Source organism: Glycomyces sp. MUSA5-2 (genome assembly GCF_037034145.1).
GTDB classification, from domain to species: domain Bacteria; phylum Actinomycetota; class Actinomycetes; order Mycobacteriales; family Micromonosporaceae; genus Glycomyces; species Glycomyces artemisiae.
Genome location: NZ_JBAGKG010000006.1, coordinates 278,536 through 304,386 on the forward strand (window position 1 = coordinate 278,536; position 25,851 = coordinate 304,386).

A 25,851-nucleotide genomic window follows, 5' to 3' on the forward strand; every position below is an offset into this window, starting at 1 on the left:
CCGCAGGGGAATCGTCGGCGTTCCCCATGCCGCAGCGGTTCACCAAGCCGCATTGATGATCTAGCATCGCGCGGGTGACCCGATACCGAGAGGTGCTCGCGGTGCCGGGGATGGCATCGCTCATGGGATCCTCGCTGCTCGCCCGCACCGCGATCACCGCCAATGCGACTGCGCTGATCATGTTCGTCGTGCTGGCCCTCGACCTGAGCTACGCGGCGGCGGGCGGCGTCGCGGCGGCGCTGACCGCCGGGGTCGCGTTGAGCGGGCCGCTGCTCGGCCGCCTCATCGACTGGCGCGGACTGCGCACGGTGGTGCTGACGACCGTAGCCGCGCAGGCGGTGTTCTGGCTGAGCGTGCCACTCATGTCCTACGGCGTCCTGCTGGTCGCCTCGCTCGCGGCGGGACTGCTGATGGTTCCGGCGCAGTCGGTGACGCGCCAGGCGATCGCCGCGATGACCACTGTGCCGCAGCGCCGGGCAGCGTTCGCGCTCGAAGCGGTGCAAGGCGAACTGTCGTACCTCGTGGGCCCGGCCGTCGTGATCCTCTTCGCGGCCAACACGTCTCCCGAAGCGGTGGCGTGGGGCGTCGGCGCCGCCATCGCAGTCGGCGGCGCATGGATCGGCCTGCTGAACCCGCCGCTGCGCACCGCCGACGAAGCGGATGCCGACACCGGCCCGCGGCCCCCGCGCCGGGAATGGCTGAACCTGCGCATGATCGCGGTCCTGACGATGGCCGTCGGCGTCACGACGCTGCTCGGCGGCATCGACCTCGCCGTCATCGCCACCCTCGAAGAAGCCGACCAGGTGTCCCGGGCGGCCCTGGTCGTGGCGGTCCTCGGCATCGCGTCCGTCACCGGCGGGCTCATCTACGGCTCGCAGGCCCGGTCGCTGCCGACCTGGCTGCTGCTCGGCCTGCTCGGGCTCGCGACGATCCCCCTCGGTCTCGCCGCGGACTGGCGCTGGCTCGCCGCGGCCGCCGTCATCGCGGGCCTTCTCACCGCCCCAACGCTCTCCACAGTGGCCGACGCAGTGAGCGCGCTGGCACCGGCCCCCGTCCGCGGCGAGGCGACCGGCCTCCAGTCCTCAGCACAGAGCGCGGGCCTCGCCGTCGGCGCCCCGCTCGCCGGATTCGCGATCGACCTCACCGCCCCGGCAGGCGGCTTTGCGGCGGCAGGCCTCGCAGGTCTCGCCGCAGCAGCGGTCGGACTCCTGCTGACCCGCCGCCCGCCCGCGGCAACGCCTTCCGACGATTCGGTCGGTGTCACTGCAGAGCGCGACTGACCGAATATCGCGAGTGGCCTTTTCGCTGTGCTGGTTCCGAAAGTTTCGGACAAATGGATCAAGAAAGTTCCGATAGTTTTCCGGAAGTTATTGACACGTCGGAGGGAGCGGTCCACGATGGTCTCTATCGAGAAATAGATGTCTCTCGATACGGTCGGCGTTCGGCGGACCGGTTCGCACCCTTCCGAGGAGACAGGATGAAGTTCAACCCTCCCCCCAGCCTCTTCAGCCGCAGGAGCCTGCTGCTCGGCGGCGCGGGCGCGCTCGCGCTCGGGGCCTCCGGGCTGGTCATGCCCGAGGCCGCACTGGCGCAGCAGGTCATCACCACCAACCAGGAGGGCACCCACAACGGCTACTACTACTCGTTCTGGACCGACACCCAGGGCCGCGCGTCGATGACCCTCGGCGCCGGCGGGAACTACAGCTCCCAGTGGAACGGCGCCAACAACTGGGTCGGCGGCAAGGGCTGGGCCAACGGCGGGCGCCGGACCGTCAACTACAGCGGCTCGGTCAACCACGGCAGCAACGGCTACCTCGCCCTGTACGGCTGGACCTCGAACCCGCTGGTCGAGTACTACATCGTCGAGTCGCACGGCCCCTACAACCCCAGCAGCGGCGCCTCGCAGCGCGGCACGCTCACCACCAGCGGCGGCACCTACTGGCTCGGCCAGTCCACCCGCTACAACGCCCCGTCGGTGGAGGGCACCAAGACCTTCAACCAGTACTGGAGCGTCCGCCAGGGCAACCGCACCTCGGGGACCATCAACACCGGCGAGCACTTCGACGCCTGGGCCCGCGCGGGCATGAACCTCGGCGCCTTCAGCTACTACATGATCATGGCGACCGAGGGCTACCAGTCCACCGGCAGCTCCAACATCACCCTCGACAGCTCCGGCGGAGGCGGCGGGGGCGGTGGCGGCGGCGCCTGCACCGCGGTCCTGTCCGCGGGCCAGAGCTGGGGCGACCGGTACAACCTCAACGTCACCGTCTCCGGCAAGAGCGATTGGCGGACGACGCTGAACATCCCGTCGCCCGCGAAGGTCCTCGCGACCTGGAACTGCAACGCGTCGTACCCCAACGCGCAGACGCTCGTGGCGACCCCGAACGGCGCCGGGAACACGTTCGGCCTGACGATCCAGGCCAACGGGAACTGGAACTGGCCCACGGTCGGCTGCGCCTGAGTCGCGGCAAACATGGAGGGACCGCCCGAGACGGGGTGGTCCCTCCGGCTACCTACGGATATTCGATCGCGGCATTTGAAAACGCCGGAAGGCTCCGCATTGAGCCGCGAAGAGACCATATTTCCACAGCTGCGGGCACTGTTGCACTCGTGATGCCGCCACAGATGATGATCCAACGCCAGAGATCGGGAATCGGTTCAGGAGCAAAAACCGCAACTGAAAGAAATGCCGAGAACCAGGAGGCGGTCGGCGCGATGAGGTGCGGCAGAGCCGGGTGAAACTCTGCAATCCCAAACGTGTCGCGGCGAGCGAGCTGCCAGGACCGCAACGTGAAGCATATCGCCGTCCAGGTACATGGCATCAGGATGATCCGGTCGCCTGGGAAGAGGCTGAAATCGCTGAAGCTCAGCTCGAACAGCGCTCCGGAGCAGATCATTCCCAGAAAGAGGAGCCCGAGCCGCACTGGAACCCGAGACCAGGCCCGGTTGAGGAGGGCGGGGCGCCCGTCTGCGAGTCCAGAGAAATCCACGAACATCGGCGTAAGCAGATAGGCTGCGGCTGCGGTGGCGCTGAAGGACATCCAAATCGCAAGCGGTTGGCTGAGAAGCCAGGTTGCTCCGGTCTCGTCGATGTACGCGACCGACACAACGAAGCCGAGTGACATCCCGGCCAGGGATGAGAGTTGTGACAGCCTCTTTGCGTACAGATTCGGGGCGGGGACCACGTGCCTCGCTTGCGAAACCCGATTTGCGAGGAGTATGCCGGGGACGAGAAGCAAGAGAATGAGCTTCCGCGGCTTGGGCAGGTGTAGAATGCCTACTCCTTTCGGAAGGGATGGATCTTGGGGCGATGGATTCTACTACTCGCATGTGTGCAATCGGGATACTGGCGGGCCTGAGCGCGTATGCCTCAGCGAAGATGGCCGGTGCCTCACCGGGGGAAACGGCAGCATGGGTCGTAGTGATCAGCATCGCCGCGGCTCTCAGCTCCCGCATCGCTCAGCACCATGGATGGGGTCGCCGGCATCGTTTGACCGAGGAGGAGGTTGAAGAAATCAGGGCCCGGCTCTCAAGAGCGGTCGTTGAGACCTGGCGAGGATGGGAGTCGATCTTGGGCAACAAGTCTCGGTGTCCGTTGAGGATTCGTTGGTCAACAACCCTTGGTTCCCCTAGTTCCCGTGATGGTGGAACACCAGGTTCGCTTGCCCTCCAGTATTTGGAAACGACGCATCGACAGCTCGTCGTAACTGGGGAATCGGACTCTGGCAAGTCGGTTCTCGCGGTGCAACTGGTTCGTGATTTGCAGGGTTATCGATCAGCCGAGCTGGGCGGCAGGGTGCCGGCGCTCTTCATGCTCGGGTCGTGGCGACCCGAGGAGCATGATATTCGTGACTGGCTTGCCTTGCAGCTTCGGACGGAATTCGGTTACAGCCGTAGGGACTCGCAACTGCTAGTCGAGGAAGGTCATCTCATCCCAGTGCTCGACGGATTCAACGAAATTCCTGACGTGCAATGGGAAAAGGGTGCATTTCAAATCGAACGCTGGTTCGGGGAGGATCAGCCTTTCGTGCTCACCAGCCAGATTGAACCGCTGCGGAAGGTGTTGAGGAAACAGGGGCCGCTCGGCGCGGCTGATGTGATCGAACTGAAGCCGCTCGAGGCAGCGATGATCATTGAGTTTCTGGATGCTGAGAGTGCTGCCGAGTGGCGTGGGGTTCGAGCAGCGCTCAGGGAAGATCCTGAGAGCAGTCTGGCTGAGGCACTGTCGAGCCCGCTCATGTCGAGTCTGGCCTTGACCGGCTACTCCATGACTAATGCCGACCCCTCAGAGCTGCTGCGATTCCCAGACAAGCATGCGATCAGGAGCCACCTTCTGGGTATGTTCGTCCCGGCGGTGTACAGGTACTGGAAGGGAGATCCCGAGCGCTGGCTTCAACTGCTGGCAGCGATTATGGAGCGTCGAAATGCTGAGCTTATGTCATGGTGGAAGTTTCTCGAGGAAGTTCCAGCAGGTGCCCGGCTTCTCTTCCGGGCCCTGGTGGGACTAGCGGCTGCACTTGTATCCGTCGCCTACTTGCTCTCATCTATGGGATGGGACATCGTTGTCGTCACTTCGTCGGATGCCATGACGAGGATCTCCGTTCTCGGGTCTTTGGCAAGCATCATCTTCGGAGTCCTGATCGCATACATCGTCTTGCCATCGAATTGGATCCGACATCTCTACCCGGTCCCTAGACGATTGGCGATGTCCTCCTTCCGCGGGACGATGCGCCTTCTAGGCCAGGCGGTCCTGGTGGGCATTGTCAGTGGGCCCGTTCTCGTGCTCGTCTTCGGCTTTGCCTTCGACATAGAGGTCTCCTGGAGTGAAGTGATCGCCGACGGTTTGAAAGCCGGCTTGTATCTCTGCCTCCCGATAACGGTGCTTGCGATCATCGTGGACCAAGTGAAATCCGTTGACACTCCGGTCAGCGCCGGCCCCCGTGAATCGCTTCAGTTGGACCGCCGGGGCTTCTTGGTGAGATTTGTGCTCATTGGCATCACTATGGTGGTATTGCTGTCGTTGGGGATCGGGCTCACCCCCGTGAGCATGGTCGTCGCACTGGTCCTGTCGCTCAGCCTTCTCAAAACCTCCTCCTGGTGGGGATATGTTGCGGCGACCTCATACTTTGCCGCGAAAGGGCTCTTGCCGAGGGACCTCGTGGCGTTCCTGGATGACGCCTGCGCCCGCGGAGTCCTTCGCAAGGTGGGAGCCTCCTACCAGTTTCGCCACAGTGTGCTGCAACGTCATCTCGCCGATGCGCACGATCGCCGTGAGAAGCAGGACGGCATAGGATGAGGCGATGAGAACGGCTCCTCCCAAGCTCGTCGGTGTTCTGGTGGCTTTGACTGTCCTCGCGGCCTGTTCGGACGGCGCCGACGAGGTGCCCGCCGCGGACGAGGTGCTGCCCAGCGCGTCGGAGGTGATGGCCGAGGTCGAGTCCGTCCACTTCGAACTGACGGTCGACGGGGAGGTCGAGGGCCTGTCGGTCAAGAGCGCCGACGGGGTCGTCACCGCCGACGGCGAGGCCGAGGGCACGGGCACGATCACCGCGCTCGGCATGGACCTGGAAGTGGACTACACGATCGTCGGGGACAGCGCCTACGTCAAGGGCGTCACCGGCGGCTACCAGGAGATCCCGGTGGGGGACGAGATGCTCCCGTACGACCCGACGGTCCTGCTCGACCCGGGCGCGGGGATCGCGGCGCTGCTGAACGCGGTCGAGACGGCGACCCCGGAGGACACCGAGGCGGTCGGCGGGTTCGACACGTACCGGTACGAGGTGGTGTTCGACCCGGCGGCGTTCGCGGAGTTCCTGCCCGCCGCGGGGGAGTGGAACACGGCGACGGTGTGGTTCGACGAGGAGACCCTCCGAGTCGTGAAAGCCGAGTTCGCCCAAGGGGACGCGACCGTGACGCTGCTGCTCGACGACTACAACGAGCCGGTGGACATTGCGGTCCCCTGACCTCCCGGCCCCCCGCCGCGGCCCGGCCCTGACCGCCGCGGGCGCGGCCGTCCTGCTCGGCTCGATCGACGCGTACGTCCTCGTGAGCGTCCTGGTCGACATGATCGGCGACCTCGACATCCCCGCGAACCACCTGGAGCGCGCCACGCCCCTGGTCACCGGGTACCTCCTCGGCTACATCGCGGGCATGCCGCTGCTGGGGCGGGTCTCGGACCGGTTCGGGCGGCGCATCGTCATCCACGTGTGCCTGGCGGCCTTCGCGATCGGCTCGATCATCTCCGCCGTCTCGCTCGACCTCGCGCCGCTCGTCGCGGGCCGGGCCCTCCAGGGCCTCGCGGGCGGGGCGCTCCTGCCGGTGACGATGGCCCTCGCCGCGGACCTGTTCGCGGCCGAGCGCCGCGCCGTGGTCCTCGGGTGGATCGGCGCCGCGCAGGAGCTCGGCGCGGTCCTGGGGCCGCTCGCGGGCGCCGGGATCGCGGCCCTCGTCGGCTGGCGCGGGATCTTCTGGATCAACGTCCCCCTCGCGGTCCTCGCGGCCCTGGCCGTCCACTTCGCGCTCCCGCGCGACACGGCGCGCCGAGAAGGCCGCATCGACTTCCTCGGCGGCGCACTCCTCGCGGTCGCCTTGGGGCTGTTCACGATCGGCCTGTACAACCCCGAACCGGAGGACGCGGTGCTGCCGCCGTGGGGCCCGGTCGCGATCGTCGGCGGGGCCGTCGTCCTCGCCCTGTTCGTCCTCCAGCAGCGCCGCTCTCCGGTGCGGCTCCTCGAACCCGACGGCGTCAAATGGCGCCCCTACGCGGCCGTGCTCGCCGCGAGCGCCGCCGCGGGCGCGGTCCTCATGGTCACGCTCGTCGACACGCAGCTGCTCGCCCAGACGCTCCTGGGCCTGGACTCCGCGGGCGGCGCGCTGCTGCTCATGTGGTTCCTCGTCGGCCTGCCGCTCGGCGCGGTCGCGGGCGGGGCGCTCGCGTCCCGCTACGGCGAGCGCGTCCCGGCCCTCGCCGGGTTCGCCACGGCCGCTTTGGCGTACGTGTGGATCGCCGACGCCGTCCCGCACATCGCCCTCGGCCTCGGCCTGGCCGGGGCCGCCCTCGGCCTCACCGTCGCGCCCCTGTCCTCGGCGGCGCTGCGCGTCGTCCCGGAGGACCGCCACGGCACGGCCGCCGCGCTCGCCGTCGTCGCCCGCATGATGGGGATGCTCATCGGCGTCGCGGCCCTCACCTCCTGGAGCCTCCACCGCTTCCAGGAGTCCACGGCCGACCTCGACACGCCCCTCCCGTTCGGCATCTCCGAGTCGGTCTTCCTCTCCCGCCAGGAGGCCTACCTGGAGGCGATCGACCGCGCCCTCGCCGCCCAGTACGCCGACGTCTTCACCGCCGCTGCCTTCATCTGCCTCGCAGGCGCGGTCGCCTCCGTGGCGCTCCCGGGCCGGGTGAGAGTGACGAGCGCCGTTTAGCCGGGCTTCGGAGCCGCCCGGCCGGATATGGTTGCCGCATGGCGGATCTTTCGGTTGTGGAGAATGCGGGCGAGCAGCGGTACGAGCTGCGCAACGACGCCGGCGAGGTGCTGGGGTACCTGGAGTACATGCAGGGCGAGGACTTCATCGTGCTGCCGCACACGGAGGTCGACCGGTCCCTGCGCGGGCAGGGATGGGGCGATCGGCTCGTCAGGTTCGCGCTCGACGACCTGCGGGAGAAGGGCGCGAAAGCGTACCCGACCTGCCCGTTCGTGGACCGGTGGATGCAGCGCCACGACGAGTACGAGGACCTGCGCTACGTGCCGCGGTAGCGGCCGTTCAGGGGCATTAGGCCGCACCGCTGCGGACTGTTCACCTCTGCGCAAACTGCGGGTTCAACTGCCGTTCATCAAGGGATGAAGCATCGTCGATATGCGACGACCCCCTGCCCCGCGAGGCCGCTGATGCTCTCGGCGCTCATCCTGCTCCGGCACGTCGCCGACGACCCCGGCGACCGGCTCACCGACGCGCAGTCGCGGCGCGCCTGGGCGCTCGCCGACTTCCTCCAGCTGTACAACCCGACGACCCTGCTGTCGGGGCCCGGCCGCGCCTGCGCCGACACGCTCGCGCCGCTCGCGAGCCGCCTCGACCTCCAGGCGCTCGCCTCCCCGGACCTGGCGAGGGACGCGCCCGCGCTCAGCCCCGCGCACGCCGCCGTCTGGCTGGCCGCCCGCGCCCTGCGGGCCCTCCCGGACCCGCGCCGCACCGCCGTCGTGTGCGCCGAGGCCCCCGTGCTGTGCGCGCTCCTGGTCGGCGCCGCCGCGCTCGACGGCCACGACCTGGCCGAGCGCGCGCAGGAACCGGACGGCGACCTCGCGCCCGGCGGCGGCTGGGTCCTCCACCGCGACGACGGGCGGCTCGTCGACGTCAAGCCGCTCAGCGTGCGCTAAATCGATTGCAGTCCCAGGTCAACCCCGGGTAGGGTCGACGGTTCGCCTTTCAGGCAACCGTGAACTCTGACAAATCCACCGGGGAGACTCCTGTGTCAGAAACCGAACTCCAGGCAGAAATCGACCACCATGAGCGCGCCCGCGCCGCCATGGCCGCGATGCGCGAGCTCACCGAGGGCATCCACAACATCTACTCCGGGGACTTCGACGAGTCCACCCGGAACCTCGGCCTCGGCGACGTCCGCTCCGACCACCTCTTCGGCTGGGCCATGGCCAACTACACCGTGCCCCGCCTCGCCGACCTCACCGACCGCGGCATCGCCCTGTTCTTCGGGCGCATCTGGATGGACGACGGCGAGGACTTCCACATCGGCCGCCGCCACATCCTCGACGGCAACCGCGACCCGCTCGTCCTCGACTGGCGCGCGCCCCTCTCCGAGCAGTACTACCGCGCCTCCGCCCACGACCGCCGCGACGTCGCCAAGCGCCGCCGCTTCGGCTTCAACAACGGGACCCTCACCGGCTTCGAGGACGAGAACCTCGTCTTCGGCGAAGAGGTCGCCTCCGACATCCTCACCGCCGAGATCGAGCGCCCCCGCACCGGCCCGATGCGCGACATCGTCGCCACCATCCAGCCCGAGCAGGACGAGCTCATCCGCCGCGACGCCACCACGAACCTGTGCGTCCAGGGCGCCCCCGGCACCGGCAAGACCGCCGTCGGCCTCCACCGCGCCGCCTGGCTGCTCTACAACTACACCGACAAGCTCAACAAGTCCGGCGTCCTCGTCGTCGGCCCCAACGAGGGCTTCCTCAACTACATCGCCGGGGTCCTCCCCACCCTGGGCGAGACCTCCGTCTGGCAGGTCACCGTCCAGCAGCTCACCGGCGCCCACACTGCCACCGGGACCGACACGCACGAGGCCGCGCTCGTCAAGCACGACGAGCGCATCGCCCTGGTCTGCGAGCGCGCCGTCTGGGGCCACATCGGCACCGCCGCAGACGGCGGCGTGACCGCCGACGAGGGCCTCCTCATCGCCGACGCCGGATGGCGCTGGCGCCTGGGCCTGCGGTTCCTGGAGGAGGCGCTCGCGAACGCCCGCAAGCACACCCGCACCTACACGGCCGGGCGCAAGGCCCTGGAGGACGCGATCGTGCAGGGCGTGCGCCGCCAGGCCGAGATCCGCTCCGGGCACTCCCCGGACGCCAAGTGGGGCACCAGGATCAAGCGGACCGCCGCGGTCCAGCAGTTCATGGACGCGGTGTGGCCGGGGCTCAACGCCAAGACCGTCATGAAGAAGCTGTACACGGACGCGGCGTTCCGCGCGGACGCGACCCGCGGCATCCTCACCGAGGACGAGGCCGCGCTGCTCACCGGGAAGCTCGCCAAGCCCAGCGCCGCCGACCTGCTCATCTCGGACGAGGTGGAGTCGCACCTGAAGCTGCGCGACCCGTCGGCGTCCTTCGGGCACATCGTGATCGACGAGGCCCAGGACCTGTCCCCGATGCAGTGCAGGGCCATCGCCCGCCGCTCCGGGAAGGGCTCGGTGACCGTCCTCGGCGACCTCGCGCAGGGGACCACCCCGTGGGCCGCGTCCTCGTGGACGGACCAGATGCGGCACTTGGGGAAGGACCAGGCCGAGCACACCGAGCTGACCACCGGGTTCCGCGTGCCCGCGGTCATCATCGAGCTCGCCAACCGGGTCCTGCCGCACCTCGGCGTCGGCGTCGCCCCCGCCCGCTCGATCCGCTCGGACGGGTCCCTCGACCACGTCAGGACTGCGGATCTCGAAGCGGGCGTTCGCGAAGCGGTCGCCAAAGCCCTCCAGGAGGAAGGCCTCGTCGGGGTCATCGCCGCCGACGCGCGCGCCGAGGCGCTGCGGCCGGTCCTCGAAGGGACCGAGCGGGTCGAGCTCGTCGCCGCGAGCCTCGCGAAGGGCCTCGAATACGACCACGTGGTGGTCGTCGAACCCGTCGAGATCGTCGAAGCCCCGGCCACCGGCGGAGCGACCGTCGAAGGCGTCGGCCTGCGCCACTTGTACGTCGCGCTCACCCGCGCCGTCTCGCGCCTCACCGTGGTCCACGCCCGGGACCTGCCGCCCCAGATGGCCTCGTGACGGGCGGTGGCCGGGTCGGCTGTGGCGCCCGCCTCCGGGCTCATACCGATTTGGTCACAATATGCTGACGCCGAGGCGAACGCCGGGATTGTCGGTGAAAGCGATGAAATCTACGGGTCCTTTACGGATACGCTCCACAATCGCCTCAACCTGCGGATATGCCCGCCCCAAGTCCCTCAAGAGTACCCATTGGACGGTCAATGAGGACACTTGGGGCGCAGTGGCACTGCATGCTCATATTCCCCATAGCGCCGCGAAATCTGATATGCCCGCGCGGCCCGGAATACGAGGAGAACGATGTTGCGAGCACGACGACCCGCAACCGGCGCCATCGGCATCGGCGCCGCCCTGGTCATGATCCTGGGCGGCACCACCGCCTGCGGCCAAGGACAGGCGGCCGGCGACCCCGGCTTCGAGGACTGCGCCACCGACCCCGTCTCCTGCAACTCCGGCGAACGCGCCGACGGCGGCGAGATCACCTGGGGCATCGACGGGTCCTGGACCGGATGGAACCCCAACCTTTCCGCCGAGTACACCGTCTACACCCTCCAGGTCACCGCCCCCTACTGGCCCGCCGTCGGCCAGTTCGACCAGAACGCCGACTTCGTCGTCAACGACGCCATATTCGCCGGCGAGCCCGAACTCATCAACCAGACCCCCATGCAGGTCGAGTACACCCTCAACCCCGACGCCAACTGGGGCGACGGCAACCCCATCGGCCTCGACGACTTCACCTACACCTGGTACGCCCGCTCCGGCAACGGCGACCTCTGCAAGGACTGCACCCCCGCCGCGGCCACCGCCGCCGACGTCGTCTCCATCGAAGAGGGCGCCACCGCCGACAAGATCGTCATCACCTACAACGACGAGTACGCCTCCTCCGAATGGAAGTACGAGCCCGTCCTCTCCAACCCCGCCCACATCGCCGACGAGCAGGGCCTCGACTGGAAGCACGACCCCGCCGACATGGCCGCCGCCGAGACCTACTTCTCCCAGACGGTCCCCACCTGGTCGGCCGGCCCCTTCAAGATCGACGACGCCGCCACCGGCGACTACGCGATCTTCACCCCCAACGAGGACTGGGCCGGCTCCACCGAGGTCACCCTCGACAAGCTCACCCTCAAGTCCTTCGACTCCCTCGAATCGATCATCACCGAGATCCGCCAAGGCACCGTCGACGGCTCCAGCCCCGGCAACATCAGCGCCGAGAACGTCGTCCAGCTCGTCAGCGAGGACGGCATCAACTTCAACGTCGACCGCGGCCCCCTCTGGCACCACATCGACATCAACGTCAACAACGAGTTCCTCTCCGACCCCGTCCTGCGCACCGCCGTCTTCCAGGCCATCGACGTCGAAGAGATCATCGCCCGCACCTACGCCAACGTCCAGTCCGACGCCGCCCGCAAACTCAACCACCTCTACCGCAACGACTCCGCCAACTTCCAGGACCACCTCACCGCCACCGGCCAGGGCGCCGGCGACACCGAGCAGGCCCGCGACGCCCTCCTCGACGCCGACTACTCCTGGAACGCCGACGGCAAGCTCCTCGACCCCGAGGGCGAGCAGGTCACCTTCAACTACCGGTACGCCGACGGCTCCGACGACCGCCAGACCATGGCCGACCTCGTCGCCTTCAACCTCGCCGACATCGGCATCGACGTCGAGCTCAAGCCCTTCCCCGCCGCCGACCTCGGGCCGACGCTCGACCAGTCGAACTTCGACATGGTCGCCTTCGGCTGGACCTCCCAGCCCGTCATCGTCAACTCCGCCCGCCAGTTCTGGGCCTCCGACGCGCCCACCAACTACGGCCGCCTCGACGACCCCGAACTCGACGCCCTCATCGACGCCCTCGCCCTCGAACCCGACCCCGCCGAGGCCGCCGAGATCGGCAACCAGATCGCCGAGCGCGTCGTCCAGGACGCCTACCAGCTGCCCCTGGTGAACACCCCCGTCGCCATCATCGCCACCCCCGAACTCGTCAACGTCCGCGACAACTGGGCCTCCCAGCAGCGCGCCCTGTACAACGTCGCCGAATGGGGCGTCAGAGCCGAATAATGTTCACGCGCAACAGGGCCGGAGTCCGCGACTCCGGCCCTGTTCTTTGCCGGAAACTCCCCGAAAACGGACCTCCCAGGTGTAACGATGTTCCAGTCGCGCCCCTCGGCGCGGCCCACAAGGGAGCAACAGGGGGAGTGGTCATATGCGACCTGCAAGGGCAACCGCGCTGGCGGTCGCCGGTGCGGCGGCGCTCGCGGCGGGGGCGCTCGGCGCCTGCGGCGGCGGCTCGTCGAGCGGCGGCGACAGCGACGTCACCTGGGCGATCAGCTCGGGCTGGGACTCGTGGAACCCGAACACCAGCGAAGGCAACAACAGCTACCTCAACCAGGTGCTCACCCCGCTGGCCGCGTCCCTGGGCGACTTCAACCCGGACGGCGACTTCGTGTTCAACGACGCGGTCCTCTCCAAGGCGCCCGAGCTGACCTCCGAGGCCCCGCTCACCGTGGAGTACACCCTCAACGAGAACGCCCAGTGGTCCGACGGCAAGCCGATCCGCGCCGAGGACTTCATCTACGTCTGGTACCAGATGTCGGGCAACGCCGACTACTGCAACCAGGAGCAGTGCGCGCCCGCCACCACCGACTGGGGCGCCAACGTCGCCTCCGTCGCCGAGGCCGACGGCGTCGTCACCGTCACCTACATCGACGGCTACCTCAACCCCGAATGGCAGTTCGCCTACCCGAACCTCCAGCCCAGCCACGTCATCGAGGACAACGGCTTCGCCGACTGGCAGAGCGACCCGGCCGTCATGGGCAACAGCGCCGACTGGCTCTCCACCACCGCGCCCACCTGGTCGGCCGGGCCCTACAAGCCCACCGACGCGAAGGTCGGCGAGTACGTCATCTACGAGCCCAACGAGAACTACCAGGGCAGCGTCGACCCCGGCCTCGACAAGCTCACCCTCAGGGTCGTCGAGGGCACCGACGCGATCGTCACCGCCCTGCGCAACGGCGAGATCGACGGCTCCTGGCCCAGCGAGTTCAGCCAGGAGGAGCTCGACAAGCTCGACGGCGACGACGCGATCAAGACCGAGGTCTACGAGGGCAACGTCTGGCTCCACATCGACACGAACACCAAGAACCAGTTCCTGGCCGACGAGGTGCTGCGCCAGGCCGTGTTCACCGCCATCGACAACCAGGAGCTCATCGACCGCGCCTACCCCGACACCGAGGTGGCGCTGCGGCAGAACCACTTCTTCAGCCAGACCAGCCAGTACTTCCAGGACAACCTCACCCCGACCGACCCGCAGCAGGGCTCGGGCGACGCCGACGCCGCCAACGCCGCGCTGGAGGCGGCCGGATACACCACCGGCGACACGCTCACCACGCCCGACGGCGACCCGGTCACGCTGGTCTTCCGCTACGGCGACGGGGACCCGACCCGCACGCTCATCGGCGAGGTCGTCCAGTCCCGGCTCGCCGCGATCGGCGTCGACGTGACGCTCACGGCGATCCCGGACGGCCAGCTCGGCCCGGTCCTGTCCGAAGCGGACTTCGACCTCATCGTCTACGGCTGGTCGGGCACGCCCGCGTTCACGACCGCGCCGTACCAGTACTTCGGCTCCACGTCGGGCTCGAACTTCGGCGGCTACTCGCTCGACGGGCTCGACGAGGCCATCGCCAAGGTCACCTCGACGACCTCGCTCGACGAGGCCGCCGGGTTCGCCAACGACGTCGACGCCATGGTCATGCCCGCGGCGTTCACGCTGCCGCTGTTCGACGAGCCGCAGTCGACGATCTACAACCAGAACAACCTCGGCGGGGTCACCGCGAACGGCAACAGCCAGTCCGGCCCGCTGTGGGACGTCCAGAACTGGAAGCCCGCCTAACAGCAGGCGCAGTCGGAAGGGGCGGTCCGCTCGGACCGCCCCTTCCGCGTATCGGTCGGGTAACAATGATCCGCCAAATCCGTACCGAGACATTCCATTCGTCCCGGCTCCGTGGAAGCCTGTGACCCAGTACTGCCGAGGCGGCCGTCCGCCCCCTCTGCGCCCGCGCGCGGCACCGACGCCGCATCCCCGCGGTCCGCGAACGGGCGATCCCTCGGTCGACACACCCAATGGAGGAGACACAGCAATGGCTCTTACCCGTAGAGCACTCGGCGGACTGACCATCGGCGGGTCGTCTGCGCTCATGCTGGCGGCCTGCGGCGGCAACGAAGAGGACGGCGGCGAGCCCAGCGGCGAGCTGGTCTGGGCGATCGCGTACCCGTGGGAAGCCTGGAACGAGAACACCAGCACCGGCAACAACATCGCCGGGCACATCGCCATGGCCCCGCAGAACCCGATGGGCGCCATCGGCTACGACTTCGACCCCGAGGGCAACGTCTTCTACGACGACGCCATCTTCGAGGGCGAGCCGCAGCTCATCAGCGAGGCCCCGATGCAGATCCAGGTGACCCTCAAGGAGGGCGCCCAGTGGTCGGACGGCAAGCCGATCCGCCTGGAGGACTTCATCTTCCAGTGGTACTCGCTGTCGGGCAACCCCGAGCACGCCAACCAGGAGAAGGCCCTCCCGGCCTCCACCGCCTGGGGCGCCACGGTCGCCTCGATCGAGGAGACCGAACCCGGCGTCATCGTCTTCACGTTCACCGAAGGCAACGTCGACCCGGAGTGGACCTTCACCGGCGGCGTCTACCTGCCCAGCCACTACGCCGAGGAAGAGGGCGGCTTCGCGAACTGGGCGACCGACCCCGAGGTCATGGGCGACGCGATCACCTGGTTCAACGAGAACCTCGCGACGGTCGGCTCCGGCCCGTACAAGCCCGTGGACTCCAAGCTGGGCGAGTACATCGTCTACGAGCCCAACGAGAACTACCAGGGCTCGAAGAAGGCCAAGTTCACCAAGCTCACGATGAAGCCGGTGACGGGCATCGAGGCCGAGGTGACCGAGCTGCGCCAGGGCACCATCGCGGGCTGCTGGCCGAACGACTTCTCGCTGGAGATCCTCCAGGAGCTCGACGAGAACCCCGAGGAGTGGAAGTACGAGACGTACGCGGGCGCGACCTGGTCGCACTTCGACATCAACGTGCGCAACGGCTTCCTCAAGGACGTCGAGCTCCGCAAGGCCGTCTTCACGACCATCGACATCAACGAGATCAAGGAGCGGGCGTTCCCCGGCACCGAGGTCCCGTGGCTCGGCAACCACTTCTTCACCGAGGAGAGCTCCTACTACGAGGACTACCTGACCCCGGCGAACTACGGCCTCGGCGACCTCGACGGGGCCAAGGCGATCCTCACCGCGGCCGGGTACACCTGGAACGCCGACGGCAAGCTGGAGAAGGACGGCGAGCAGGTCGTCTTCAACTTCCGCTTCGCCACCTCGAACGAGATCCGCAAGCTCACCGGCGAGATCATCCAGGCCCAGCTGGAGCCGCTCGGCATCGACGTCGAGCTCAAGGGCTTCGGCGACGAGGACTTCTCGGCGACGCTCGCCTCCGCGGACTTCGACATGATCGTGTTCTCGTGGGTCGGCTCCCCGGCGTTCACGGGCAGCCCGAACCAGTACTTCTCGACGGACTCGGCCTCCAACTACGGCGGCTACGACGACCCGGTCATCAACGAGCTGCTCCCGAAGGTCCGCGGCACGTTCGACCTCGCCGAGGCGGCCGAATTCGCGAACCAGATCAGCGCCCAGGCGGTCGCGCAGGCGTACACCCTGCCGCTGTACTCCAGCCCGCTGTCGGTCATCTGGAACTCGAAGCTCGTCGACCTCCCCGAGCCGGTGAACCCGAACAGCCAGGCCGCCATGGCGTGGAACCTCCGCGAGTGGAGCAAGCCGTAACGACCGGTCGAACGGCGCGTGGAATCCACGCGCCGATTCGCGATACTGCATCCCGATAATTCACTGAATTCCCCCGTGGGGCCGATGCCACATCGGCCCCACGGTCCATTCAGACCACACGCTCCAGGGCGCAAAGTCACGAATGCATCACGAATAAACTCCAGTTGGGCCCTCCGCCGTGTCAATCCGCTCACGTCTGTGCCAGTGTTTGTCACAACACCGCCGAGGGACGCACGCCTTCCCCCAACCCGTTTCGTCCGGACGCGAGGCATCGGCGCTTTCGCGGCCGACCGGAGGCCCCTCGGCATCGATATCTGGAGGAGAAACACAAATGGCTCTTACTCGTAGAGCTCTCGGCGGCCTGTCCCTCGGCGGCGGCGCCGCCCTCACGCTCGCTGCCTGCGGCGGCAACGACGGCGACGGCGGCGGTTCCGGCAAGACTGAGGTCGTCTGGGCGATCTCCTCCGCCTGGGCCTCCTGGAACGAGAACACGCAGGCCGGCAACAACTCCTACGGACACCAGGCCATGGTGCCGATGGCCGCCGGTTCCGGCGACTTCGACCCGAACGCCAAGTTCGTCTACGACGACGCGATCTTCGCCTCCGAGCCCGAGCTGGTCTCCGAGTCCCCGATGACCATCAAGTACGTGCTCAACGAGAACGCCCAGTGGTCCGACGGCAACCCGGTCCGCGTCGAGGACTTCATCTTCCAGTGGTACTCGATGTCCGGCAAGGCCGAGCACGCCAACCAGGAGAAGGCCCTCCCCGCGTCCGTCGACTGGGGCTCCCAGGTCGCCTCCATCGAGCAGGCCGAGGACGGCTCGATCGTCGTCACCTACGTCGAGGGCTACTCCGACCCCGAGTGGCTCTACGCCTCCACGATCTACCTGCCCTCCCACATCGCCGAGGCCAACGGCTTCGCCGACTGGCAGACCGACCCCGAGGTCATGGGCGACGCGATCCAGTACTTCGAGACCACCGCCCCGACCGCCGACGGCCAGGGCGTCCTCGGCACCGGCCCGTTCAAGGTCGTCGACGCCAAGCTCGGCGAGTACATCGTGTACGAGATCAACGAGAACTACCAGGGCTCCATCAAGCCCACCATCGAGAAGCTCACGCTCAAGGTCGTCGAGGGCACCGCCAACATCGTCACCGAGATGCGCCAGGGCACCATCGACGGCGCCTGGCCGAGCGAGTTCTCCGAGGAGGAGAACGCCAAGCTCGCCGAGGACCCGAACATGCAGATCGAGACCTACGCCGGCTCGGTGTGGCTGCACTTCGACGCCAACACGCAGAACGAGTTCCTCAAGGACGTCCCGCTGCGCCAGGCCGTCTTCACCGCGATCAACATCCCGGACATCTCGGCGAAGAACTACCCGGAGAGCGGCGTCCAGCAGAAGCTGAACCACTTCTTCTCCAACGACAACGAGTACTTCGTCGACCACATCGGCCCGACGGGCCAGGGCTCCGGCGACGTCACCAAGGCCGCCGAGATCCTCACCACCGCCGGCTACACCGGCGCCGAAGAGGGCGGCACCCTCACCACGCCCGACGGCAAGGCCGTGACCTTCCGCATCCGCTACGCGGAGTCGGACCCGGTCCGCAAGCTCGCCGCCGAGCTGGCCCAGGCCTCCCTCGCCTCCATCGGCATCGCGCTCGAACTCGTCGCGATCCCGGACGGCGAGCTCGGCAACGTCCTCGCCGAGGGCGACTTCGACCTGATCATCTTCGGCTGGTCCGGCTCGGCCGCGTTCACCGTCGCCCCGTCGCAGTACTTCCAGTCGGACTCCGGCTCGAACTACGGCAAGTACAACAACCCGGAGGCCGACGCGCTCATCGCGCAGGTCCGCGCGACGTTCGACATCGACGCCGCCGCCGAGGCCGCCAACGCGGTCGACGCGCTGGTCGTCCCGGACGCCTACACCCTGCCGATCTTCGACGAGCCGCAGGCGTTCTTCAACAACCCGCAGGTCCTGGAGGGCCCGGTCGTCAACGGCTACACCCAGGCCGGACCGCTCTTCAACATCCGCGAGTGGAAGCTGAAGTAGTCAGGGCTCGCTGAGCCCGAGCGGCGGAGCCCCTTTCCGGGGCTCCGCCGCTCGAATGGTTTCTGAGCGGGTTCCGATCCGGTGGCGAGGCGATGACGCACCGCCGCGGACGGCCCGCCCGGACCCCGGCCCGGTCTCACTGTCGCGACGGGTTTCCCCTGGTGGACTGTGAAAATCCCACCTTTCGCAGCCATTCTGGGAATGAACATCACGGGACTGTAACGAACGAAGCTCATCTCTGGTTCGGCTGTCCGAAACCTGCGATTCCCGTGGAAGGCTGTACCTCGCGTCACCCGACCGCCGTCACACGGAGCCCTCCCGCGGCCCCCGGCGGCGAATCGGCCAGGCAGGCACACCGCCCCCACCACGGTGCCCTCCCCGCCGACCGGTCCGGCGGCGCAAACCCACGAGAGGAACCATGAAGCGACACCACATGGCGGCCGTCGCCGCCTTCGCCTGCACCACCCTGGCCCTTGCGGGCTGCGGCCAGGGGAACGCGAGCTCGTCCAGCCTGGACGACTGCATCACCGATGCCGCCGGATGCAACGCCGGCGAGCGCGCGGACGGCGGCGAGATCACGTGGGCCATCGACGCCGGATGGAGCAGCTGGAACCAGAACACGGCCGACGGCAACAACGCGTACGTGAGCATCGCCCTCGCGGGCATGTGGCCGTACACCGGCCAGTGGGACCAGGACAACAACTTCATCGTCAACGAGGGCCTGTTCGCCTCCGAGCCGAAGCTCGTGAGCGAGAGCCCCGTGACCGTCGAGTACACCCTCAAAGAGGGCGCGAACTGGGGCGACGGCACCGACATCACCGTCGACGACTTCATCTACCACTGGTACGCCAGGTCCGGCAACAACGACCTGTGCGCCGAGTGCACCCCCGCGACCACCACCTACGGCTCCCAGGTCGCCGGCATCGAGGGCGACGGGAACACCGTCACCGTCACCTACGTCGACTCGTACCACTCCGCGGAGTGGAAGTACGAGGAAGTGCTCTCCGAGCCCGCCCACATCGCCGAGGAGCAGGGCTTCGACTGGAAGAACGACCCGGCCGCCATGGCCGCGGCCGAGCTGTACTTCTCCGAGACGACCCCCACCTGGACCACCGGCCCCTACAAGGTCGCCTCGGCGGCCATGGGCGAGTACGTGATCTACGAGCCGAACCCCGACTGGGCCGGCGACACCGAGGTCACCCTCGACAAGCTCACCTTCCAGGTCATCGAGGGCCTCGACAACATCGTCACCGCCCTGCGCAACGGCGAGATCGACGGCGCCTCCCCCTTCTCGGTCAACGCCGAGGCGATCACCCAGCTGGAGAGCGCTGACGGCCTCTCCTACTCGGTCGCGGGCGGCCCCTCGTGGGAGCACATCGACCTGAACACCAACAACGAGTTCCTCTCCGACGTCAAGCTGCGCACCGCGGTGTTCCAGGCCATCGACCTGGAGAGCATCATCTCCCGCACCTACGCGTTCGTGCAGTCCGACATCGAGCGGAAGAACAACCACCTCTTCCGCAACGGCTCGGAGTACTTCACCGACTACCTGACCTCCACCGGCCAGGGCGCGGGCGACATCGAGATGGCCCGCGACACCCTCGTGGACGCCGGGTACGAGTGGAGCACCGACGGCGCCCTCCTCACCCCGGACGGCGAGGAAGTGAAGCTGAACTTCCGCTACATCGAGTCCCGCGAGTCGCGCAAGATCACCGGCGAGCTCACCCAGGCGACCCTCGCCGACCTCGGCATCGACGTCGAGCTCAAGCCGATCCCCGACGAGGACCTGGGCACCGTCCTCGCCGAGAGCGACTTCGACATGATCAACTTCGGCTGGAGCTCGGACCCGCTGTTCGTGGGCTCCGCGTCCCAGTACTGGTCCTCCGCGTCGGGTTCGAACTTCGGCAACCTGAACGACCCGGAGCTGGACGCCCTCATCGAGGAGATCAACGGCACCCTGGACATGGACGACGCCGCCGCGCGCGCCAACGAGGCCGTCAAGCGCGTCATCGAGGACGCCTACGTCCTCCCGATCGTGGACTCACCGGTGGCGGTGATGGTCTCCGATAACTTGGTCAACGTCCGGGACAATTGGGCTTCCCAGCAACGAGCGGCCTACAACATCGCAGAATGGGGTGTGGCAGACACTGAGTAGTTTTTACCTTCGAGTCGCCCATTCCGGGCGAGAACCCGCTCGCTGGTGAGGCCGGAGCTTTGAGGCCGCAGAATGGGGAGTCAGTGAGCCCAATGAGGAGCCGCGCGGCAGCGCGGCGGGACCGGTCGGCAGGCGGACCGGGCCACAGTAGAGAAACCGTTAACGAGGCATTATGGTTGTATTCATAATCCGGCGCACCCTGATGATGATCCCGGTGCTGCTGGGGGCCACTATCCTGTGTTTCGCCCTGGTCGACTTGTCGAACGACCCGGTACAGGACAGGGTCTTCGAGATCGAGCAGTCCACCGGCGAACCGGTCCCCCAGAGCACCATCGACGCCCTCGAAGCGTCCTGGTACTACGACCGCTCGGTCCCCGAGCGGTACTGGATCTGGCTCACCGGGCTGGGCGACACCAACGACGACATCGGCCTGCTCCAGGGCAAGTGGGGCCCCTCCATCGAGGGTTCGGCCATGGACATCGGCACTGAGATCTCCAGCAGGTTCTGGATCACGCTCCGGCTGGTCCTGTTCGCCACCATCGCGTCGATCGGCATAGCCATTCTCGCGGGTGTCGTCAGCGCCGTCAAACAGTATTCGAGGACGGACTACACGCTGACGTTCCTCGGCTTCCTGTTCCTCGCCATGCCCATCTTCTGGCTCGGCTCCCTCTTCAAGGAGGGCGCCGTCCAGCTCAACAAGATCCTGGGCTCCACGGTCTTCCAGACCTACGGCTCCGGCACCACCGGCTTCCAGGGCAACGGCTGGGAGGTCTTCGTCGACTCCCTGCCCTACCTGATCGTGCCCACCCTGGTGCTCATGCTCGGCGGCTACGCGGCCATCTCCCGCTACCAGCGCGCCAGCATGCTCGAAGTCATGAACTCCGACTACGTGCGCCTCGCCCGGGCCAAGGGCGTCCGCAACGGCACCGTCATGCGGCGCCACGCCCTGCGGACCGCCCTCATCCCGGTCGCGACCTTCGCGCCCCTGGCCCTGTCCGGCGCCATGGGTGGCGCGATGGTCACCGAGTCCATCTTCGGCTGGAGGGGCCTGGGCGTGTACTCGCTCGACGCGATCAACGCGGGCGACACCTTCGCCGTCATGGCCTACGTGCTCATCTCCGGCGTCGTCGTCCTGATCGGCGTCCTGATCTCCGACATCCTGTACGGCGTGCTCGACCCGAGGATCCGCTATGAGTAACACCGCTGCCCCGCGCCTCGACGCCGAGGCCATCACCAGCAAGGAGCGCGGCCAGTGGGAGCTGGTGTTCCGCCGCTTCTTCCGCCACCGCGCCGCGGTCGTCAGCCTCGTGATCTTCGTGGTGGTCGTCCTGTTCGCGTACGTCGGGCCCTTCCTGTGGAAGTGGGACTACAAGATCCACTCGGAGATCCCCTCGTGGGCCGCCCCGAGCCTCGCCCACCCGTTCGGCACCGACAAGGCCGGCCGCGACATGCTCGGCGCGATGATGCAGGCGACGAAGCAGTCCCTGAACGTCGCCCTCGTCGTCGCGATCGGCTCCACGGTCATCGGCGCGCTCTACGGCGCCGTCGCCGGGTTCTACCGCGGCTGGGTCGACTCGGTGCTCATGCGCTTCCTCGACATCATGTTCGTGATCCCGTTCCTGGTCATCACGGGCGCGCTCGCCGGGGCCATCGACACCTCCGTGCGCTGGTACCACATGGCCATCATCCTCGCCGTGTTCGGCTGGACCTCCATCGCGCGCGCCGTGCGCGCCGAGGTCCTGTCGCTGCGCGAGAAGGAGTTCATCGAGGCGGCCCGCTCGGCGGGCGGCTCCGACTGGCACATCATCACCAAGCACCTGATCCCGAACACGATGAGCGTCATCATCGTGTCCGCGACGCTCCAGATCGCCTTCGCCATCCTGTCCGAGACGACCCTGTCGTTCCTCGGCCTGGGCATCCAGAGCCCCGACACGTCGCTGGGCCTGCTCATCGACGCGGCGGGCGCGTCGGCTTTCAACGAGCACTGGTACCTGTTCTACATCCCGGGTGTCATGATCATCCTGATCGCGCTGACCATCAACTTCATCGGCGACGGCATGCGCGACGCGATGGACCCGCGACAGACGATGGTGAGGCGATAGGCATGGCGAACATCTCGGTCTCCACCAGCGACAAGCGCGCCACGGGCACCAAGGGCGACACCGTCCTGGCGGTGAAGGACCTCGCGGTCGGCTTCCCGACCGACGACGGCCTCGTCAACGCCGTCCGCGGCGTCTCCTACGAGCTGCGCCGCGGCCAGAGCCTCGGCATCGTGGGCGAGTCGGGCTCGGGCAAGTCGGTGACCTCCATGGCGATCATGGGCCTGCTGCCCAAGACCGCCCAGATCACCGGCTCGGCGAAGCTCGAAGGCGAGGAGCTCCTCGGCCTCGGCGACGCCGAACTGTCCCGCATCCGCGGCAAGAAGATCTCCATGATCTTCCAGGACCCGCTGACCAGCCTCAACCCGGTCTACACGGTGGGCTACCAGCTCGCCGAGGCGATCCGGACCCACTACTCGGACATCTCCAAGTCCGAGGCCCGGGCCCGCTGCATCGACCTGCTCGACTCGGTCGGCATCCCGAACCCGCAGCAGCGGGTCGACGCCTACCCGCACGAGCTGTCGGGCGGCATGCGCCAGCGCGTCGTCATCGCCATCGCGATGGCGAACAACCCGGACGTCATCATCGCCGACGAGCCCACCACGGCCCTCGACGTGACCGTCCAGGCGCAGGTCCTCGAAGCCCTGGAGAAGGCCCGCGAAGAGGTCAACGCGGCCCTCATCCTGATCACGCACGACCTGGGCGTCATCGCCGGGCACACCGACGAGGTCCTGGTCATGTACGCCGGGCGCCCCGTCGAGCACGGCTCGGTCGACGAGATCTTCTACCAGCCGCGCATGCCGTACACGCTGGGCCTCATCGGCTCGCTCCCGCGCATGGACGAGAGCCGCGACCAGCGACTCACGCCCATCCACGGGACCCCGCCGTCGATGCTCAACCTGGCGCCGGGCTGCCCGTTCCGGGCCCGCTGCCCCATGCACCAGGACATCTGCGCGGAGGTCGAACCCGACCTGCTGCCCATCAACGGCTCCGGCCACGTGGCCGCCTGCCACTTCTCGGACCAGCTCGAAGGCAAGGCCCCCGACGACGTGTTCGCGCCCGTCGCCACGGACCTGTCCGTCGAGGCCGAGGTGGAAGCCATGGACGCCGAAGGCGCCGCGGCCGCCGACGAGGAGGACAAGTGAACGCCATGCTCGACACTCCGCAGACCGCGGCCAACCCGGTCATCGCCGGGAAGGACCTGGTCAAGGAGTTCCCCGTGCGCTCCAAGGGGATCCTGCGGCGCAAGGTGGGCGCGGTCCACGCCGTCTCCGGGGTGAACCTGGAGATCGGCGCGAACGAGACCCTCGCCCTGGTCGGCGAGTCCGGCTGCGGCAAGTCCACCACGGCGCGGCTGATGATGAACCTCATCGAGCCGACCTCGGGCCAGGTCCTCTACGAGGGCAAGGACCTGACGAAGCTCTCGCGCGCCCAGATGCGCCCGATGCGCCGCGACATCCAGCTGGTCTTCCAGGACCCGATGGCCTCGCTCGACCCGCGCATGACGGTCTTCGAGATCATCGCCGAGCCGCTGCGCGTGCACGGCCTGTTCAAGAACGGCGGCCGCGACCGGGTCAACAGCCTGATCGAGATCGTCGGCCTGAACCCCGAGCACCGCAACCGGTACCCGCACGAGTTCTCGGGCGGCCAGCGCCAGCGCATCGGCATCGCCCGGGCCCTGGCGCTCCAGCCGCGCGTGCTCATGCTGGACGAGCCGGTGTCGGCCCTGGACGTCTCCATTCAGGCGGGTGTCATCAACCTGCTTGAGGACCTTCAGGACGAGCTGGGGCTGTCGTACTTGTTCGTGTCGCACGACCTGTCGGTGGTGCGGCACATCGCGGACAAGGTCGCGGTCATGTACCTGGGCAAGATCGTCGAGGAGGGGACCACCGACCAGCTCTTCGCCGGTCCGGCCCACCCGTACACCCAGGCCCTCATGTCCGCGATCCCGCTCCCGGACCCGCGCAAGGAGCGGACCCGCGAGCGGATCGTCCTCCAGGGCGACGTGCCCAGCCCGTCGAACCCGCCTTCGGGCTGCCGGTTCCGCACGCGCTGCCCGCTGTTCAAGACGCTGTCCGAGGACCAGCAGGCCAAGTGCATCGACGTCGAGCCGCTCCTGCGGTCCGACCACGACGGCCTGACCCGCGCGGCGTGCCACTACGCGAAGAAGAAGCAGCTCGTTTAATCGCTGCCGATCGACTGGCCGTCCCACCTGCTGGTGGGGCGGCCTTTCTCGTTTGCCGGGGGAGCGGCGTGGCTGGGAGACTTCCGGCATGAGCGATTCCCTTGCGACCGTTGAAGCGCTGCTGGCCGAGCTCGGCCCCGAGTGGCCGACTCCCGAAGCCATCGCCACTGCCCGAGCGGCCATGATCGCCCGCATCCCGGGCTGGACGCTGCCTGCGGCGTACGCCCTTGCGGTGGAGGGGGCGGACGGTTTCGAGTTCCCGCGGGTCAACGCCGGCGTGCATCCGCTTCCGGCCGTTGTCATGTCGACTGTCCTGGGGCACGGGGGCGGGTCGGCCTCGTACGCGGTGGACCTTGAGCTGCTGGATCTTGCCATTCGGCTGCTGGCTCCCGCAGAGGTCTGCACGGCCTACGAGCACCCGAACCTGGCTGCTTGGCGGGAGGTTCGGGGTCTCCTGGTCGCTGGGGCTGCGGCTCGCATGGTCTTCGTGGGGGAGTTGAGCGACGACTCCGACGATCCTGCGGTGAACGCCTTGCGCGCCTTGATCTGAGATGCGGAAACGGCCGGGTGGTCTTCCACCCGGCCGTTCTGCGTCTGCGGTTAGTGCAGGTAGTAGTCGTTCATGCAGCCGACGTGGGCGAAGCCCCAGGTGTCATCGACGTCGACGGCCACCCAGATGTTGGAGTACTGCGCGCAGGTGGTGTGCTTGCCGCCTGTGGTGAGCGGGATGCACCAGGCGCCGTCCGCCCAGGTGTCGGCCGGGATCACTCCGAGGACTGCGGAGTCGGCGTAGGGGATCTCGCGGACCTTGGTGTCGTTCATGAACTTCACCGCGCACGAGACGCTTTCCGATGCGGTGTCCGGCGCGATCCGGTCGGTCTCGGGCTGCTGCTCGGCCATCGCGGGGGCTGCCCATCCTGCGCCGATCATGAGTGCCATCGCCGAAGCTGCAAGAACTCTTCGCATTTGTCCACCTTTTGGTGAGTAGTGCCAGGGTTGCCGACTCATGCTGGCAGCTCTGGCGACTCCGGAGTGGACT

General features: G+C 67.7%; 20 protein-coding genes. 18 read left to right on the forward strand and 2 right to left on the reverse strand.

All coding sequences use genetic code 11. The annotated features are described in order from the left end of the window. The first annotated feature begins 74 nt into the window (after positions 1-74). Positions 75-1,280: an MFS transporter gene (locus WA640_RS20260; protein WP_335990101.1), complete on the forward strand. Its 1,206-nt coding sequence runs from the start codon at positions 75-77 to the stop codon at positions 1,278-1,280. A gap of 197 nt (positions 1,281-1,477) precedes the next feature. Next, positions 1,478-2,461 (forward strand): glycoside hydrolase family 11 protein, encoded by a 984-nt coding sequence (locus WA640_RS20265; protein ID WP_335990102.1) that lies wholly within the window; start codon positions 1,478-1,480, stop codon positions 2,459-2,461. A gap of 52 nt (positions 2,462-2,513) precedes the next feature. Here WA640_RS20265 and WA640_RS20270 read toward each other — a convergent pair whose 3' ends face one another. Beyond that, entirely contained in the window at positions 2,514-3,125 is a 612-nt protein-coding gene (locus WA640_RS20270) for a hypothetical protein (protein WP_335990104.1), read from the reverse strand. A gap of 296 nt (positions 3,126-3,421) precedes the next feature. On the opposite strand from WA640_RS20270, the gene WA640_RS20275 reads away from it, so the two are divergent. The 16 genes from WA640_RS20275 to WA640_RS20350 all read left to right on the forward strand — a co-directional run bounded on the left by WA640_RS20275 (position 3,422) and on the right by WA640_RS20350 (position 25,362). Then, positions 3,422-5,296: a hypothetical protein gene (locus WA640_RS20275; RefSeq protein WP_335990105.1), complete on the forward strand. Its 1,875-nt coding sequence runs from the start codon at positions 3,422-3,424 to the stop codon at positions 5,294-5,296. A gap of 4 nt (positions 5,297-5,300) precedes the next feature. Then, positions 5,301-5,963, forward strand: coding sequence for an LppX_LprAFG lipoprotein (locus WA640_RS20280; RefSeq protein ID WP_335990108.1), 663 nt, complete (start codon positions 5,301-5,303; stop codon positions 5,961-5,963). Next, the gene (locus WA640_RS20285) at positions 5,950-7,422 is read left to right on the forward strand and encodes an MFS transporter (protein WP_335990110.1); all 1,473 of its coding nucleotides are present in this window, start codon (positions 5,950-5,952) and stop codon (positions 7,420-7,422) included. Before WA640_RS20280 ends, WA640_RS20285 begins: the two co-directional genes overlap by 14 nt. Positions 7,423-7,460: 38 nt before the next feature. Then, entirely contained in the window at positions 7,461-7,754 is a 294-nt protein-coding gene (locus WA640_RS20290) for a GNAT family N-acetyltransferase (protein WP_106363327.1), read from the forward strand. An 84-nt stretch (positions 7,755-7,838) separates the two neighbouring features. Then, the gene (locus tag WA640_RS20295) at positions 7,839-8,372 is read left to right on the forward strand and encodes a hypothetical protein (RefSeq protein WP_146148016.1); all 534 of its coding nucleotides are present in this window, start codon (positions 7,839-7,841) and stop codon (positions 8,370-8,372) included. A 149-nt stretch (positions 8,373-8,521) separates the two neighbouring features. Further along, a complete protein-coding gene (locus tag WA640_RS20300; RefSeq protein WP_442904795.1) occupies positions 8,522-10,486 on the forward strand; it encodes a HelD family protein in 1,965 nt (654 codons plus the stop codon). A gap of 300 nt (positions 10,487-10,786) precedes the next feature. Then, on the forward strand, positions 10,787-12,541 hold the full coding sequence (locus WA640_RS20305) for an ABC transporter family substrate-binding protein (protein WP_335990116.1): 1,755 nt from the start codon (positions 10,787-10,789) through the stop codon (positions 12,539-12,541). A 145-nt stretch (positions 12,542-12,686) separates the two neighbouring features. Next, on the forward strand, positions 12,687-14,372 hold the full coding sequence (locus WA640_RS20310) for an ABC transporter family substrate-binding protein (protein WP_335990117.1): 1,686 nt from the start codon (positions 12,687-12,689) through the stop codon (positions 14,370-14,372). 247 nt (positions 14,373-14,619) lie between these two features. Beyond that, positions 14,620-16,326 (forward strand): ABC transporter substrate-binding protein, encoded by a 1,707-nt coding sequence (locus WA640_RS20315; RefSeq protein ID WP_335990118.1) that lies wholly within the window; start codon positions 14,620-14,622, stop codon positions 16,324-16,326. A 331-nt stretch (positions 16,327-16,657) separates the two neighbouring features. Continuing rightward, entirely contained in the window at positions 16,658-18,373 is a 1,716-nt protein-coding gene (locus WA640_RS20320) for an ABC transporter substrate-binding protein (protein WP_335990119.1), read from the forward strand. Positions 18,374-18,791: 418 nt separating this feature from the next. Next, positions 18,792-20,528 carry an ABC transporter family substrate-binding protein gene (locus tag WA640_RS20325; RefSeq protein ID WP_335990120.1) on the forward strand — a complete coding sequence of 579 codons (1,737 nt, stop codon included), beginning with the start codon at positions 18,792-18,794 and terminating at the stop codon, positions 20,526-20,528. Between the two features lie 172 nt (positions 20,529-20,700). Beyond that, entirely contained in the window at positions 20,701-21,726 is a 1,026-nt protein-coding gene (locus WA640_RS20330; RefSeq protein WP_335990121.1) for an ABC transporter permease, read from the forward strand. Then, positions 21,719-22,630 (forward strand): ABC transporter permease, encoded by a 912-nt coding sequence (locus WA640_RS20335; RefSeq protein WP_106363336.1) that lies wholly within the window; start codon positions 21,719-21,721, stop codon positions 22,628-22,630. The genes WA640_RS20330 and WA640_RS20335 overlap by 8 nt, the downstream gene beginning before the upstream one ends. Positions 22,631-22,632: 2 nt before the next feature. After that, positions 22,633-23,772 carry an ABC transporter ATP-binding protein gene (locus WA640_RS20340; RefSeq protein WP_335990122.1) on the forward strand — a complete coding sequence of 380 codons (1,140 nt, stop codon included), beginning with the start codon at positions 22,633-22,635 and terminating at the stop codon, positions 23,770-23,772. A 5-nt stretch (positions 23,773-23,777) separates the two neighbouring features. Continuing rightward, complete coding sequence (locus WA640_RS20345) at positions 23,778-24,812, forward strand: ABC transporter ATP-binding protein (RefSeq protein ID WP_181245714.1); 1,035 nt, start codon at positions 23,778-23,780, stop codon at positions 24,810-24,812. Between the two features lie 88 nt (positions 24,813-24,900). Next, on the forward strand, positions 24,901-25,362 hold the full coding sequence (locus WA640_RS20350; RefSeq protein ID WP_335990123.1) for a hypothetical protein: 462 nt from the start codon (positions 24,901-24,903) through the stop codon (positions 25,360-25,362). A 50-nt stretch (positions 25,363-25,412) separates the two neighbouring features. Here WA640_RS20350 and WA640_RS20355 read toward each other — a convergent pair whose 3' ends face one another. Continuing rightward, the gene (locus WA640_RS20355) at positions 25,413-25,778 is read right to left on the reverse strand and encodes a hypothetical protein (RefSeq protein ID WP_335990124.1); all 366 of its coding nucleotides are present in this window, start codon (positions 25,776-25,778) and stop codon (positions 25,413-25,415) included. Positions 25,779-25,851: the final 73 nt, after the last annotated feature.

Excerpts from the sequence above, each read along its gene's own strand:
- WA640_RS20290 (WP_106363327.1), top strand. The coding sequence starts at position 7,461 with ATGGCGGATCTTTCGGTTGTGGAGAATGCGGGCGAGCAGCGGTACGAG.
- WA640_RS20350 (WP_335990123.1), top strand. The coding sequence starts at position 24,901 with ATGAGCGATTCCCTTGCGACCGTTGAAGCGCTGCTGGCCGAGCTCGGC.
- WA640_RS20270 (WP_335990104.1), bottom strand. The coding sequence starts at position 3,125 with ATGTCACTCGGCTTCGTTGTGTCGGTCGCGTACATCGACGAGACCGGA.
- WA640_RS20340 (WP_335990122.1), top strand. The coding sequence starts at position 22,633 with ATGGCGAACATCTCGGTCTCCACCAGCGACAAGCGCGCCACGGGCACC.
- WA640_RS20335 (WP_106363336.1), top strand. The coding sequence starts at position 21,719 with ATGAGTAACACCGCTGCCCCGCGCCTCGACGCCGAGGCCATCACCAGC.
- WA640_RS20310 (WP_335990117.1), top strand. The coding sequence starts at position 12,687 with ATGCGACCTGCAAGGGCAACCGCGCTGGCGGTCGCCGGTGCGGCGGCG.
- WA640_RS20315 (WP_335990118.1), top strand. The coding sequence starts at position 14,620 with ATGGCTCTTACCCGTAGAGCACTCGGCGGACTGACCATCGGCGGGTCG.
- WA640_RS20330 (WP_335990121.1), top strand. The coding sequence starts at position 20,701 with ATGGTTGTATTCATAATCCGGCGCACCCTGATGATGATCCCGGTGCTG.
- WA640_RS20280 (WP_335990108.1), top strand. The coding sequence starts at position 5,301 with ATGAGAACGGCTCCTCCCAAGCTCGTCGGTGTTCTGGTGGCTTTGACT.
- WA640_RS20345 (WP_181245714.1), top strand. The coding sequence starts at position 23,778 with ATGCTCGACACTCCGCAGACCGCGGCCAACCCGGTCATCGCCGGGAAG.
- WA640_RS20295 (WP_146148016.1), top strand. The coding sequence starts at position 7,839 with ATGAAGCATCGTCGATATGCGACGACCCCCTGCCCCGCGAGGCCGCTG.
- WA640_RS20300 (WP_442904795.1), top strand. The coding sequence starts at position 8,522 with ATGGCCGCGATGCGCGAGCTCACCGAGGGCATCCACAACATCTACTCC.
- WA640_RS20265 (WP_335990102.1), top strand. The coding sequence starts at position 1,478 with ATGAAGTTCAACCCTCCCCCCAGCCTCTTCAGCCGCAGGAGCCTGCTG.
- WA640_RS20355 (WP_335990124.1), bottom strand. The coding sequence starts at position 25,778 with ATGCGAAGAGTTCTTGCAGCTTCGGCGATGGCACTCATGATCGGCGCA.
- WA640_RS20325 (WP_335990120.1), top strand. The coding sequence starts at position 18,792 with ATGAAGCGACACCACATGGCGGCCGTCGCCGCCTTCGCCTGCACCACC.
- WA640_RS20320 (WP_335990119.1), top strand. The coding sequence starts at position 16,658 with ATGGCTCTTACTCGTAGAGCTCTCGGCGGCCTGTCCCTCGGCGGCGGC.